This window comes from Streptomyces sp. NPDC013317, from assembly GCF_055563155.1.
Genome location: NZ_JBVHDX010000001.1, coordinates 1,001,275 through 1,014,099 on the forward strand (window position 1 = coordinate 1,001,275; position 12,825 = coordinate 1,014,099).

The window sequence follows — 12,825 nt, forward strand, 5'->3', positions numbered from 1 at the left end:
CGCCTCACCCTGGACGTCCGCCTCGCCGCCGGGTCCCCGGAGCCCCCTGCGCCCACACCTATAAGAGCGCTTTGTCCCGGCGAAGGTGTTTGGTAAGCGCTGACGCTCCGGAGTGTCACAGATCGGCGCGTCATTTCGTCCATGTGGTGAACGCCCTCGGATCGAAGGCTGTGTCCCTCGCCCGCGGGCATCAACCAAGTGGCAGCCAGGTGCGAAGGAGAATCCCCATGGCGCGAGGATTTGTGTGTACCGACGTTCAGCTCCGAATCGATCCCACCTGGTCCGACGACGCGTAGTCCCAGCGAGAGGAAGGGTCAGCCGGTTCGGGCGCCGTTCGCCGAGGTAGAAGCGCGGTAGGGAAAACACGACCGCCCGAGCACCGGACGTTCGGTAGACGTCAACGGCAACGGCTGCCCGCGTCGCTGCCCGTGGCATGAAGGGTTAGTGCCGCTACCGCTACCTACCGCTGCCGCTGCCCGCGGCACGAACCTTCATCGACGCCGTGACAGGACGAACACAAGGGCCGCGAGAAAGACGAGCACGATCAGAGCGATTCCCCACATCGGCAACCCGGACGCTGATGAGGGCATGAGAGCCGCGATCTTCATTTCTGCCCCCGCCCGGAAAGGACGAACCATCCTCCGGCGCCTATGAGTGCCACCGCCGCGATGAGGGGAATCGCCGCTCGGCCATGTCCGGCCGAAGCATCGCGGGCTCCCATCACGAGCAGCAGCGCGCCACAGCAGATGGCGACCAGGGCGCCGGCAATCACTACACCTCGACGCATCGGAATCCTCCTGGGTGCAGGGGGAGGACGGTGTGCGGCGTCCTCCCCCTGCGGTCGTCAGTTGTTGTAGACAGCGGTCGTGGCCGCAGCGGCACCCGCGGCGACTACGGAGCAGCCGGTGAATCCGGCGCCCAGGGACAGTCCCAGAGTCGCGAACGTCCCAGCCGCGGCTCCCGCCATGCACAGACCTTCGATGCCGAGGCCCATCAGGATGCCCATCTTGGTGGCGTTGGCGCCCTCGGTGTTTCCGGTCAACGTGTCGGTCACCAGGCTGACGGCGTCACCGATTCCGGTTATGCCCCCGAAACTGAGCGTTCCCTGCGGGTCGATGCGGTTGACGGGGTCGCCTTCGGCGTAGAGGTAGGGATTCTTCTCCTGGCCGGACGGGTCAGGCTGGGTGAAGCGGCCGATGTTGGGGTCGTAGTAGCGGGCGGCGAAGTGGTAGAGCCCCGTGGTGTCGTGGTAGCCGCCGGCGAACTGGTACGGCTGCGGGACCTGTTCCGTGGTTCCGGCTCGTTGGACGCCACGGGGGCTGTAGGAGTACGTGTTGACCCTGGTACCGGTCTCGTCGGCGAGCGCGACGACGGAGCCGACCGCGTCGGTGAGGTAGTAGTAGGACTTGCCCCCGGTGGTCATGGAGTTCAGGGTGCCCCCGGGCTCGCGGTTGAATCCCGTGTCCACGCCGACGATGCTCTTCGCGGACAGGCCGAGGGGTCCGTTGTGGAAGAACGTGTCGCCGAGCTTGATCCGCTCGCTCTGGTCGGTGGAGCCGTACTGGCCTGCGTAGGTCTTGCCGCCCACGGTGACCGACGTCATCTGGGAGTGGTCGGACCAGGTTTCGGCCGTGCGGGTGCCTTCGGGGGTGGAGGCACCGGCGGTCTCGTTGCCTACCAGGTCGTAGGACCAGTTGGTGGTGACGCCGTTCTTCGCGGTGATCTGCTGGGCGTCGTTGACGGTGTAGGTGGTGCCGCGCGGGCAGCCGGGGTCGACGCCCTGGGAGGTGAGGTTGCCGGCGAGGTCGTAGCAGTACTGCCAGGAGGAGTTCAGGGTGGTGCCCTTCTCCTCCTTGGCGTAGGAGAACCGGCCCGCACCGTCGTAGGTGTAGGTGGTCTTCATCCCCGCGACCGCGTCGTTACGGGTGCGGATCTTGCCGCCGTCCTTGAGGGGGGTGGTGGCGTTGGCGTCGTGGTCGTAGCCGTAGGTGTAGGCGAGGTCGACCAGGGTGCCCTTCGGGGAGGTCGCCCGGATCTTCTCCGGCCGGTTCGACTTGTCGAGCGTGACCTCCTGGACCGTCCCGCCGGGGTACGTCGTCCTCGTGCGGACATCGTTGTTGTTGTAGGTGTACGTGGTGACCTTCCCGGTCGGGTCCTTGAGCTCCTTGAGCTTGTTGACCTCGTTCCAGGTGTAGTCGGTGACTCCGGCCGGATCCTCGTAGGTGTCGACGTTGCCTGCCGGGGTGTAGGTCAGGCGGGTCTGCGAGCCGTTCTGCAGTGTGCGGACGGTCTCGCGGGACAGCGGGTCGAAGGCGTACGTGATCACTCCGGCGCTGTCCGAGCGCTGGGTGAGGTTGCCGTCGCCGTCGTAGGAGTAGGTGACGGTGGCGTAGCCGGAGGTGTCGACCTTGGTGATCCGGTCACGGTGGTCGTAGGTGTAGAGAGTCGTGACACCACGGCCGTCCTTGACGGTGGCAGGCCGGCCCAGGTCGTCGTAGGTGTAGGTCGTCACACCGAGCGGCGCGGGCGGAGTCACCTTGGTCAGATTGCCCCTCGCGTCGTACGTGAAGGACGTGGAGACCGACTTCGTCGAGGTCATCTTGGTCGTGGCCTTGCAGCGCTGGCCCTCGAATCCACCGCAGGTGGCAGTGGCGGGGTTGTAGTCGAAGGACTGGGTACCTCCGCCGGCGCCGGTCACGGCAACGGACTTGGTGTTGCCGGCCGTGTCGTAGGTGTAGTCGGTCTTCTCCCCGTCGGCCGTGGTCATGCTGCCGGGAAGGTCCGCCCCCGACAGGGTCTGATAGCCGGCCATGCCGGCAGTCGCCCCGGTCGGGAGCTTCGCGGAGGTGAGATTGTTGCGGGTGTCCCACCCGTAGTCGGTCACGTTGCCCGCCGCGCCGCCCACACCCATGGCGTCCGTGGCGGTGTCGACGTTGTAGTTGGCGTCGAAGGTCTTCGACCGCGAGTGGCCGAGCGCGTCGGTGACCTTGGAGACCTTGCCGTCACCGTCGTGCTCGTACTTCGTGGCGTGCTGCTCCGGGTCCGTGACGGTCGTCGCTCCCGCGTCGGAGGGGGACGCGCCACTGTAGGAGTACGTATAGGTCGGGCCCGTGTGACCGGAGGTTCCTGTCCCGGTAGCACGCAGCATCGAGGTGACGCGGCTCTCGGCGTCGTAGGTGAAGACCGTCACCCGCCCCTCGGGGGTCGTGACCTTGGAGATCCTGCCGTCGGCGTCGAAGGCGTAGACCGTGGTCTTGCCTTCGGTGTCCGTGGTGCGCGAGAGGTTCCCGCTGCCGTCGAGGTCGAAGACAGCGGTACGGCCGGTGTTGTCCTTGGCCTGCCACTGGTCGGGGTAGGTCTTGAGGAGATCGACCCACCGCCCGGAGCGGGTTTCCGTGAGCTTGAAGCCCTTGTGCTCGCCGGTCTCGTCGTGCTGGTCGACGGTGATGGTGCCCTTGTTGCGATCGGTGACCTTAGTCAGCGTCCCGTTCGCGTCGTAGGTGTCCTTGACCCCTGACTTGCGGTCGGTCAGCGTGTACGTGCCGTCCGCCTGCTTCTTCAGGTCCTTCGAGTACCCCTTGGGCGTGGCGAGCGTGCCGTCGGTGTTCTTGGTGAAGCGGACCGCTTCGCCCGTGGCGTCGTAGACCACCACCTCGGTGGTGAAGACGTGCAGGTAACGCTCGTACTCCTGCCACCAACGGCTCGACACCTTGCCGTAGGGCGCGTCGAGCGAGTTGTAGGTGCGCGCCAGGCGCAGCTTCTGGCCCACGCCGGCGACCTCGAAGTCGGTCGCGGCCAGCATCAGGTTGCCGTTGGACAGGTTGATCCGCGCGACGAGGGAGTCGGTGATGCGGAACTCCGAGATCTGATGCCAGGGCACCGAGCCCTGCCCTACCGGTACCCAGGTGAGAACTCCGGTTTCCGCCGAAGGGGCCGCGGAGGAACGCTGCTGCTGGGAGGGCGCCTTCGCGGCCCCACGCGCGCGTTCCCTCTGTGCCGTTCGCCAGGCGGTCTCCTCCTTCGAGGGAGCCGCCTCGGCCTGAGAAGCCACCGGCTTGTTCGATCCCACCTTCACGGGCGGAACTTCCAGCGGCGCCGCCTTCGTGCCCCACACCGAACCCGAACCCGAACCCGAACCCGGACCCGGGCCGGCTCCGGGTGGCGCGGCGAGTGCCGGGAGCGACGACGCGCCCAGCGCCAGGACCGCGATCGCTGCCGTCAGGGAGTGTCTTGCCGTCATACGGGCACGCCGAGAAGGCGTGCCGGAAGCACGCGAAGTCATGCACTTCCCCCCACGAGAAGAGATGTCACAGCAGCCCCACCGGCCACTGGAGCCGCACACGCTGCCACAGGCATTCCGGGAGCGGGCCCGCCCTGCCCGCGATTTCTTCGTACATGCGGGCGATAACCAGCCGAAGATCCGCAAGAAGAGGGATCCCGGTATCCATGTCGGTAGGCAACAGTTGCCGTAGGGCACCTTCGTTGGAGGGTTATCGGAAGACGGCTGGAAACCGACCGTTTTCCGACCCTGTCTGCGCACGGGTGTACGGCCGCGACGGGGTCCGGCGGAGCTGCTCCGTCGCCTCGCGCAGCGCACGCTCAGGGGCAGTGAGCACCTCTCGTTCCTCGCGCACTCGGCTCTGGGTGAGGACAGCCGCTTCAGCCTCTTGCAGGCGTGTCGGACCCGAAGTCGTACTCCCTTTCGCGGATTCCTCCGTTGCCGCGTGACTCGGGGTTGCAAACCGCAGCGAAGGGTAACTGATATCTCACTTTCCGTGACGGATTGTCTGGTCTCCCCGACACATCGCGGAGAGTGATACGAAAGGAGCGCCTGTGACCGAGTCTGTGGAAGTGCTGCTCGACCGGGTTCTGAAGCGTGGAAGCTACGACCAGCGGGCGGAGGCCGCCGGAGCGGTCCACGGTGTGTTGGAGGTCCTCGGGGCGCATCTGGTGGGCGACGACCGCACCGACCTCGCCGGCCTGTTGCCGTGCCAGTGCGGCGCGCTGCTGACCGAGGTGCCACCAGCCAGTGAACCTCTTACTCCGTCAGGTTTCGTCGAGGCAGTGGCCGCTCGCGACGGCATCGACGCGGTGGATGCCCGACGAGCCGTCACAGCGGTGCTCGGCGCCGTGGCCGACGTCGCCGACGACGCACTGCTGCACCGCATCCTCACTCAGCTTCCGCCGGGTCACGCCGGCCTGTTCGGCCGGACAGATCCCACGCCGACTCGAACAGTCTGAGTAGCCTGCGCCGTCGCGGGACACGCCGCCCGGGGGAGTAGACGCCCGGGGAGAACGGGGCGGTCGCCCCCGCTGCTCGCCCTGAGGGAGCGGCGGCAGGGCGGCCGACGGTCGGGGTCAGCGGTGGTGGGTGGGCAGGCAGGGCGACGGCGGAGACGATGCTCTGCACGGTTCTTCGCACGCCCGGCTCCCGCTCGCACGCCCGGCTCCCACTCGCACGCAGAGGCGTATTCGTCATAGCCCTTGGGCTGTCAGTCGCCTGCCGTGCCCGCCGTGCCTGCCGCGCCCGGTGCCGTCCGAAGCGTGGCTGCCCTCCTACCCCTGCGGCGTGAGCGCGGACGCCCCGGCGCCGGGTCCGTCGACAGCTGGAAGGTGACCGCCACGCGGGCACCGCCCAGCGGACCGCGCGTGATGCGGACGGCGCCCCGGGCGGCGAGGGCCGCGCGCCGGGCGATGTCGAGCCCGAGGCCGGTGGAGCCCGTACTGCCGCCGCGGGCGAGGGCACCGTCCGGGTCGGCGATGCCGGGGCCGGCGTCGTGAACGGTCAGTTCCACGGTGTGGGCGGTGCGGCACACGGAGACCTCCAGGGCGGTGCCCCGGGAGGTGTACCGGAAGACGTTGCCCACGAGCGCGTCCACGACGGCCGTGATGTCCGCTTCGGGGAGGCAGACGGGGGTCGTCTCGTTCGTGATCTGCAGTGTGCAGGGACGGTCCTGCTGACCCGCGAGCACGGCCCAGAAGGCCGCGCGCCGACGGACGACGTCGGCGACCTCGCAGCGGTCCCCGTCCTTCCGCGGCCCGTCGGGCGATTCCTCGCCCCGCAGCGCCCGGCCCATCGGGCCGACGGCGAGCGGCGTGCGAGCCTCGGCGATGATCGCGTTGAGCTCCCGCTCCAGCTCGGCCACGGCCGTCTGGATGCGTCCGGTGTCGGCGCTCGGCGCGATCCGCTCGACCGCCAGGTGCAGGGCGGTCAGGGGGGTACGGAGCCGGTGGGACAGGTCCGCGACCAGTTCCCGTTCGACGGCGAGCAGGTCCGTCATACGGTCGGCCATGGTGTTGAAGGCCGTGCCCGCCTCCTTCAGTTCCGGCGGCCCCTTCGTCTGGACGCGGGTGTCGAGGTTGCCCGCGCCGAGCCGGCGTGACCCCTCGGCCAGCCGCTTCGCCGCCGTGACGACGGCGGAGCCGAGTCGGTCGGCGACCAGGACGGAGCCGCCGAGCAGGACGACCGCCAGACCGGCCATGACGCTCCACGACAGGACGACACCGCGGGTCAGGTCGTCGTCGGGCACGAAGTTCTCCACCACCGCGACCCGGTCCTGGGGCAGGATCACCGGCTGCAGGTAGATCCATCCGCCGGGCACGTCCCGGGAGATGGACTCGCGTTCCTGCTCGGCACGGCCCAGCAGATCCGGCGGAGCGTGCCCCGCGCCGCCGACCGTGCTGTGGTCCGGCAGATGGATGACCATGTGCTCGGCCGCGCGCAGCCCCGCCCCCGCCTCACGCAGCTCGGCCGCGTCCGTGGTGAGGGCCAGGATCGGCGCCATCGCCGCCGCGCTCTGCTCGGCCGCCGTGATGCTCTGCTCGCGGGCGAGCGACATCACCAGCAGCCCCAGCGGGATCAGGAACGACAGCGCCACCATGGAGGTGACGGCCAGGGCCACCCCCGCCAGGGAGCGCCTCACCGCGGGGCCCCGGGCTCGGCGCGGCGTCTTCGGGGCCCTCGGTTCACGGGTGCAGCGCTCCAACGGGTAGCCGTGCGCGCAGCGCCACGGTCGGGGGATTCGGGTCCGGGTCTGGGCCCGGGTCCGGGCGACGGGCCGCCGGAGGCCTCCCGGTACGACGTCCTCCGGGAGTGGCGTGTGCCGTCACCGGCCCCGTGATCCGGGGGCGACGGGCCGTCAGGAGGTCCCGAACGACAGGCCGTCCCCGCCGGTCCGCAGGGACACCGCCCGGTCGGCCACCGGGATCGTACACCCCTCGGTCGAACTGCAGCTCGCATAGCCGATCAGCACCTTCGCCTCGCCCGGAGCGGTCGCCCGGATCGGCAGCGTCACCGTCACGGCGCCGTCGGGGTAGACCGGCACGGCGGCGCGCACGCCCGGCACCTTGATGCTCTTGACCGGCTTGTCCACCGTCATCTCACCGGCGGTGGCGACCGAACCGACGGGGCGGACCTCGGTCGGCCGCCCCACCCCTTCGACGCCCTCGGCGGGCAGCGCGGTGCTGTAGAGGTGGAAGCCGGCCTCGTCGGGCGTGAACGTGGCGACCAGGGTCCCCGCGTCGGACTTCCAGTCGGCCACGCTCAGCCGGACGGTGACCCCGTTCTCGTTGAACTCCGTCACGGCGGCGGCGTGCGACGGCACGGACTCCTCGCCGCAGCCGGTCAGCGAGGCGGCGGCCAGCAGCGCGGCCCCGGCCCAGGCGAGGCGCGTGCGCGTGGCGCGGGGAAGGCGGGGGGCAGGGTGGGGGGAGGTCATGGGGTGTCTCATGTCGTCTTTCCGGGTCTTTCTCGTGTTTCGGGGGGGTGGGCCGCACGCCGGAGGCGCGACCGGCCCTCCCGGGTACGGGGGAGTGGAGCCGTACGGTGCGCGGCGGGAGTCGGGCTCTCCCGGGCGAGGAGTGGCGGTGGCACTCGGGTACCGGTGCTCACAGGGCCGCGGTCGTGCCCTGCAGCCTTACCTGCAACGCGTACACCAGGTCGGTCCACAGGCCGGTGATCAGCAGGACGCCGACGAGGACCAGAAGTGCGCCGCCGGCCCGCATGACGGTTCCGTGGTGGTTCCTGACCCATCGAAAGGCGCGCAGAGCGCGCTGGAAGGCGAGTGCGGTGAGGAGGAACGGCGCGCCCAGCCCCACGCAGTAGCAGACCATGAGGAGGGCGCCGCGCCCGGCGCTGGCCTCGTTCCAGGCCAGGGCCTGCACCGCGGCCAGGGTCGGCCCGATGCACGGCGTCCAGCCCACGCCGAAGACGACGCCCAGCAGGGGCGCGCCGGCCAGGCCGAACGAGGGCCGGCGGCTGCTGCGCAGCTCGCGCTGGGTGAAGCGGGGCAGCCAGCCCGCGAACGCGAGCCCCATGACGACGGTGAACAGGCCGAGGACCAGCGTGATGCCGTCCTGGTAGGCGAGCAGGTTGCGCCCGACGAAGCCGAACAGGGCGCCCCCGGATACCAGGACGCCGCTGAAACCCAGGACGAACAGCGCCGCTCCGGCGACCATCCGTCCGCGCCGCCCGCCGTCCGCCTGGGCGAGGTCGGACACCGACAGGCTGGTGACGTAGCTCAGGTAGCCCGGCACGAGCGGCAGGACGCACGGAGAGAGGAAGGACACCAGGCCTGCGGCCACGGCCACCGGCACGGCGAGGAGCAGGGTGCCCGACACCGCGCCGGCGGCCGGCCCGGCGGCGAGCGCAGCCCACGTGGGGCCGGTCATGCGTCCTCCCCGGCGACCCGGTCCACGAGGGGCTCCAGCCGCGCGCGGGTGACCGGACCGGAGACGGCGACGGCGATCCGGCCCTGCCGGTCGATGACCAGCGTGGAAGGGATGGCCTGCGGGTTGAGCAGCGCGGGCGGGAAGGCCAGCAGCAGCTCTCCGTCGGGATCGTGGATGCTCGGGTACCGCAGCCCGTAGGTCCGCTCGAACTCCCGGGCCGGCCCGGTGGAGCGGTCGCGGACGTTGACGCCCAGGAGCTCCACGCCGCGCGGCGCCTGCGCACCGCGCAGCGCCTCCAGGTCGGCGGCCTCGGCGCGACAGGGAGCGCACCAGGAGCCCCACACGTTCAGGACGACGACCTTGCCGCGGTACGAGCGCAGCGCCAGGTCCCGGCCCGTGAGGTCCCGGCCGGAGGTGTCGGGCGCGGAAGGGCGTTCGGCGACCGGCAGCACCGCGGCGGTCTCGTCGGTTCCCGCTCCCGGCGCGCCGCCGTCCGCTCCCGCCACGGTGCCCCCGCCGCAGCCGGTGGCCGTGAGGGCGAAGAGGAACAGGGCGATCGCCGCCGACGCGTCGCGTCTGTGACCGCGGGCCGTCATCAGGCCCACTTCCGCAGGAACGCGCCGAGGCCGGTCTCGGTCAGCTCGGGGTTGCCGGTCGAGTGCGTCTCGGTCACCACCTTGCCGTTGCCGTCGAGAACGACCAGGACGGGCATCTTGTACGCGCCCTCGCCGGAGCAGTAGTCGCGCAGGAGGCCGAAGGCCGAGGAGTCCTGGCTGCCGATGTCGACCTTGACCACGTGATACGAGGCGTCCAGGAGCGCCCCCACGCCGCTCGTGGCGAACACCCGGTCGGCGGCCTTGCAGTTGCCGCACCAGTTGGCGCCGAAGTCGATCAGCACCTTCTTGCCGTCGGCCTTGGCGGCGGCGACCGCGGCCTTGACGGCCCCACGGGCGTCCGCACCGGTCGGGTACCCGCTGGTGAAACCGGAGGAGCCGGAGACGGGCGCGCTCTTCTTCACCGCGGGCTTGGTCGGGGCGGGAGCCGCCGTCGTCCTGGCGGGGCGAGGGGCGGCCTTGGTCGTCGCCGCGGAACGCTTGGCCACGGGCGAGGAGGCGGAAGGGCTCGGCGGGACCGACGTCGCGGCGGCGGTGGGGGAGGCGGCCGCCTCCATGGGCGCCGGTGTGCCGGTGCCCTGGTCGGCGGGCGCGTCCGGAGCCGCCGCCACCGACACGTTCTGCGCCGCGTCGTTCTTCGAGCCGCCCGTTCCCCAAGCCGTGGCGACGGCGGCGGAGGCGACCGTGAGGGAGACGGCCGAGAAGCGGACGAGGCCCTGAATGCCGGCGGTGCGCTGTCTGCGCCGATGTGCGGCCATGACGGATCAACCCCTTGTGTCGGTGAGCTCTCCGGGGGCCTGGAGACGGCCGGTGCCGGAGCGGGCGCAGGACGCGGCCCGGCGTCCTGTCCGCCGGGGCCGGAGCGATCGTCCTGACCGACCGTGAGCCTAGGTGCCGAAAACGCGTCGTGGACCGTCCTGATGCCACCCATCAGGCACGCTTAAGGAACTGCTCAGGTTCGCGACCGCACGCCCTCCACCAGGGGTTCTCCGGGTTCTCCGGCCGTCCGCGGCGTCGGCCCGAGGACTTACAGCCGGGTCTCGCGCACGCTGGCCTGCGCCCTCGGCACGACGGTCGCCGTGATCTGCGAACGGTGGTCGTCGCTGGTGAAGACGACCACCAGCGTGCCGGGATCGCTCTGCTCGGTGCTCGTGCGGAACCCCGGATCGGGAACGGCCGAGACGAAGCACACGCTGTCGCGGCCGTACTGGACGGTGACCTTGCCCCCCTCGGAGGGAACCGTGTGCAACCCGGGACCGCCGCTGCACTTCGAAGCCGACGGCCGGGGCGCGGGCGGGACGGGCGCCCGCGTGGCCGAGGGCGACGGCGAGGGCGTACGGGTGGTCGGCGGCGGTGACGAGGGGGACGCGGGTGTGGTGGTGGGCGCCTTCGGCGTGGTCGCGACGGACGAGGCCGGCACCCCGACGAGGACGGACGGAGAGGGGTACACCGCCTGGACCGACCGCGCGGCGGGCGGGGTCGGTCGGGTCAGGCCGATGACGAAGTACACCGTGAGCATCACTGCGGTGACGCTGGCCGCGGTGCACGACAGCCATATGAGGAGATAGCGCAGGAGGCGTGGCACCGCATCAGTGTGGCCGACGCCCACCGCACCACCGACCCCGCCCTCGCTCACGGAGAGGCCCGGGGGCCGGCCGCGACCGGTCGGGCTCGGGGCCCCGCCTCCGCCCCGAGGCGTACGGAGAGTTGGCGGACGCGTTCGTGGCGACATGGGCCCCCCGCATGCCGCCTCAAGGTTCGCCCCGCCAATCGCCCCTCGGTCGGGGCTCCAGGCGGGGCCCGAACCTGAGCTGATGCTTAGGTCCTCCTGAGCGCATCCCTCAGACGGCGTTTTCGCAGCTCAACTACGCCTACGCTCCCGTCACGGCAACCGGCGGCGCCTCTCCGCCGCACGATCCCGGCCGTACTGACAGGGACGGCCGCTCCGCGCCAACGCGCCCGGCCCGTGCCGGCCACCCCGCAGGTCCACCCCGTAACCGAACCCCTTGGAGGAGTACCGAGATGAGCTCCCGAGCCGCCCACGGACGTCGCGGACACCGCGCCCCGCGCAACCCGCGCGTCACAGCCACTGTGGCGGGCCTCAGTATCCTGGCCGTCGCCGCCGCCGGCCTGACAGGCGCCGAACTCGTCGGCTCCGCGCACGACAAGGCCGAGTCCGTCGCCATGGGCGGCGACTCGCCCGACCCGACGCCGACCACCGCACCGCCGACCGGACCGACGTCCGCGTCGGCCGCCCTGCCCATCCTGACGACCCCCTCCGCCACGCCGACAACCCCCTCGGCCACTCCACCGCCCTCGGCCACCGCCAAGGCGGCCAGACCTTCCGCGTCCCAGGGCGCGCGGAAGCCCAGGCCCGCGCCCCCGGCCACCGCGAAGCCGCCGGCCACCGAGCGCGACAGCGGTACGCGCCCGGCGGGCAGCGGCGAGGCCGAGGAGGTGGTACGCCTCGTGAACGTCGAACGTGCCACGGCCGGCTGCAAGGCCCTGACGGTCGACGCGGACCTCACCGAGGCGGCTCAGAAGTACAGCGACGACATGGCCGCCACCGGCAACTTCTCCCACACGGGAACCGACGGCTCCCAGCCGCAGGACCGCATCGAGGCGGCCGGATACACCTGGTCACGGTCCGGCGAGAACATAGCCAAGGGACAGGACGACGCGGCCGCCGTCATGGACGCCTGGATGCACAGCCCCGGCCACCGGGCCAACATCCTCAACTGCGGCTTCACCGAGATCGGCGTCGGGGTCAGCACCGACGGAGGCCCCTGGTGGACCCAGAACTTCGGCACTCCCTCCTGAGCCCCTCCTCAGTGCGGCGCCACCAGCTTGATGCCCACCCCGCGCACGGTGCGTAGATACCGTGGTGCCGAGGCCCGCTCGCCGAGCTTGCGACGCAGCGCCGACACGTGCACGTCGATGGTCTGGTCCTCGATGTAGGCCTCCTGCCAGACCTCCGCGAGCAGCCGGTGCCGGGACACCACCGTGCCGGCGTGCCGGGCGAGAAAGGCCAGCAGGTCGAACTCCCGGCGCGTGAGGACCAGTTCACGCCCCGCCAGATAGGCCGAACGCGCCGGCGGATCCACGGTCAGCTCACCGACCGTCACCAGACCCGACGGATCGACGGGTGGGGCCTGCCCGGCGACCGCGGCGGGGACCGCGGTGCGCCGCAGCACCGCCGAGAGCCGGGCCAGGAGCTGCGCCCCGGAGAACGGCTTGACGAGGTAGTCGTCGGCGCCCGCGTTCAGGAGCTTGACGATCTCGCTCTCGTCGTCACGCGCGGTCGCGACGACCACGGGCACGTTCGATATCCCGCGGATCATGCGCAGCGCGTCGCCGCCGTCCAGATCGGGCAGGCCGAGGTCCAGCACCACCGCGTCCACCGAACCCTGCGCGACCTCGCGCAGCGCGCCGAACCCATCACCCGTGCTGCGCACCGCATGGCCGTGCTCCGCGAGGATCTCCATCAGCGAGGCACGGATGCTGGGGTCGTCTTCGACCACGAGTACGCAGGGCATGGCGG

Annotated in this window: 11 protein-coding genes; 3 read left to right on the forward strand and 8 right to left on the reverse strand. The window is 71.1% G+C overall.

Annotation, left to right across the window (positions count from 1 at the left end; all coding sequences use genetic code 11):
• Positions 1–844: 844 nt before the first annotated feature.
• The gene (locus ACZ3IJ_RS04230) at positions 845–4,240 is read right to left on the reverse strand and encodes an RHS repeat-associated core domain-containing protein (protein WP_467466134.1); all 3,396 of its coding nucleotides are present in this window, start codon (positions 4,238–4,240) and stop codon (positions 845–847) included.
• Positions 4,241–4,833: 593 nt separating this feature from the next.
• On the opposite strand from ACZ3IJ_RS04230, the gene ACZ3IJ_RS04235 reads away from it, so the two are divergent.
• Positions 4,834–5,241, forward strand: a complete 408-nt coding sequence (locus tag ACZ3IJ_RS04235; RefSeq protein WP_467466135.1) for a DUF2267 domain-containing protein — start codon at positions 4,834–4,836, stop codon at positions 5,239–5,241.
• Between the two features lie 251 nt (positions 5,242–5,492).
• Here ACZ3IJ_RS04235 and ACZ3IJ_RS04240 read toward each other — a convergent pair whose 3' ends face one another.
• From ACZ3IJ_RS04240 to ACZ3IJ_RS04265, 6 genes are all read right to left on the reverse strand, one after another.
• Positions 5,493–6,923 carry a HAMP domain-containing sensor histidine kinase gene (locus ACZ3IJ_RS04240; RefSeq protein WP_467466136.1) on the reverse strand — a complete coding sequence of 477 codons (1,431 nt, stop codon included), beginning with the start codon at positions 6,921–6,923 and terminating at the stop codon, positions 5,493–5,495.
• 216 nt (positions 6,924–7,139) lie between these two features.
• Positions 7,140–7,718: a hypothetical protein gene (locus ACZ3IJ_RS04245; RefSeq protein WP_467466137.1), complete on the reverse strand. Its 579-nt coding sequence runs from the start codon at positions 7,716–7,718 to the stop codon at positions 7,140–7,142.
• A 169-nt stretch (positions 7,719–7,887) separates the two neighbouring features.
• Positions 7,888–8,670 carry a cytochrome c biogenesis CcdA family protein gene (locus ACZ3IJ_RS04250; protein WP_467466138.1) on the reverse strand — a complete coding sequence of 261 codons (783 nt, stop codon included), beginning with the start codon at positions 8,668–8,670 and terminating at the stop codon, positions 7,888–7,890.
• On the reverse strand, positions 8,667–9,266 hold the full coding sequence (locus tag ACZ3IJ_RS04255) for a TlpA family protein disulfide reductase (protein WP_467466139.1): 600 nt from the start codon (positions 9,264–9,266) through the stop codon (positions 8,667–8,669). Before ACZ3IJ_RS04255 ends, ACZ3IJ_RS04250 begins: the two co-directional genes overlap by 4 nt.
• Positions 9,266–10,042: a thioredoxin family protein gene (locus ACZ3IJ_RS04260; protein ID WP_467466140.1), complete on the reverse strand. Its 777-nt coding sequence runs from the start codon at positions 10,040–10,042 to the stop codon at positions 9,266–9,268. Before ACZ3IJ_RS04260 ends, ACZ3IJ_RS04255 begins: the two co-directional genes overlap by 1 nt.
• A gap of 269 nt (positions 10,043–10,311) precedes the next feature.
• Positions 10,312–10,533 carry a hypothetical protein gene (locus tag ACZ3IJ_RS04265; RefSeq protein ID WP_467466141.1) on the reverse strand — a complete coding sequence of 74 codons (222 nt, stop codon included), beginning with the start codon at positions 10,531–10,533 and terminating at the stop codon, positions 10,312–10,314.
• On the opposite strand from ACZ3IJ_RS04265, the gene ACZ3IJ_RS04270 reads away from it, so the two are divergent.
• Both ACZ3IJ_RS04270 and ACZ3IJ_RS04275 read left to right on the forward strand, forming a co-directional pair.
• A complete protein-coding gene (locus ACZ3IJ_RS04270; protein WP_467466142.1) occupies positions 10,526–10,852 on the forward strand; it encodes a hypothetical protein in 327 nt (108 codons plus the stop codon). The two genes, ACZ3IJ_RS04265 and ACZ3IJ_RS04270, sit on opposite strands and share 8 nt — an antisense overlap.
• Before the next feature lie 454 nt (positions 10,853–11,306).
• The gene (locus tag ACZ3IJ_RS04275; RefSeq protein ID WP_467466143.1) at positions 11,307–12,104 is read left to right on the forward strand and encodes a CAP domain-containing protein; all 798 of its coding nucleotides are present in this window, start codon (positions 11,307–11,309) and stop codon (positions 12,102–12,104) included.
• An 8-nt stretch (positions 12,105–12,112) separates the two neighbouring features.
• Here ACZ3IJ_RS04275 and ACZ3IJ_RS04280 read toward each other — a convergent pair whose 3' ends face one another.
• Positions 12,113–12,820: a response regulator transcription factor gene (locus tag ACZ3IJ_RS04280; protein WP_467466144.1), complete on the reverse strand. Its 708-nt coding sequence runs from the start codon at positions 12,818–12,820 to the stop codon at positions 12,113–12,115.
• Between the last annotated feature and the right edge of the window lie 5 nt (positions 12,821–12,825).

What these genes read in the sequence shown, in the direction of transcription:
- ACZ3IJ_RS04255 (WP_467466139.1), bottom strand. Translation starts at nt 9,266, where the DNA reads ATGACGGCCCGCGGTCACAGACGCGACGCGTCGGCGGCGATCGCCCTG.
- ACZ3IJ_RS04260 (WP_467466140.1), bottom strand. Translation starts at nt 10,042, where the DNA reads ATGGCCGCACATCGGCGCAGACAGCGCACCGCCGGCATTCAGGGCCTC.
- ACZ3IJ_RS04230 (WP_467466134.1), bottom strand. Translation starts at nt 4,240, where the DNA reads ATGACGGCAAGACACTCCCTGACGGCAGCGATCGCGGTCCTGGCGCTG.
- ACZ3IJ_RS04280 (WP_467466144.1), bottom strand. Translation starts at nt 12,820, where the DNA reads ATGCCCTGCGTACTCGTGGTCGAAGACGACCCCAGCATCCGTGCCTCG.
- ACZ3IJ_RS04250 (WP_467466138.1), bottom strand. Translation starts at nt 8,670, where the DNA reads ATGACCGGCCCCACGTGGGCTGCGCTCGCCGCCGGGCCGGCCGCCGGC.
- ACZ3IJ_RS04245 (WP_467466137.1), bottom strand. Translation starts at nt 7,718, where the DNA reads ATGACCTCCCCCCACCCTGCCCCCCGCCTTCCCCGCGCCACGCGCACG.
- ACZ3IJ_RS04275 (WP_467466143.1), top strand. Translation starts at nt 11,307, where the DNA reads ATGAGCTCCCGAGCCGCCCACGGACGTCGCGGACACCGCGCCCCGCGC.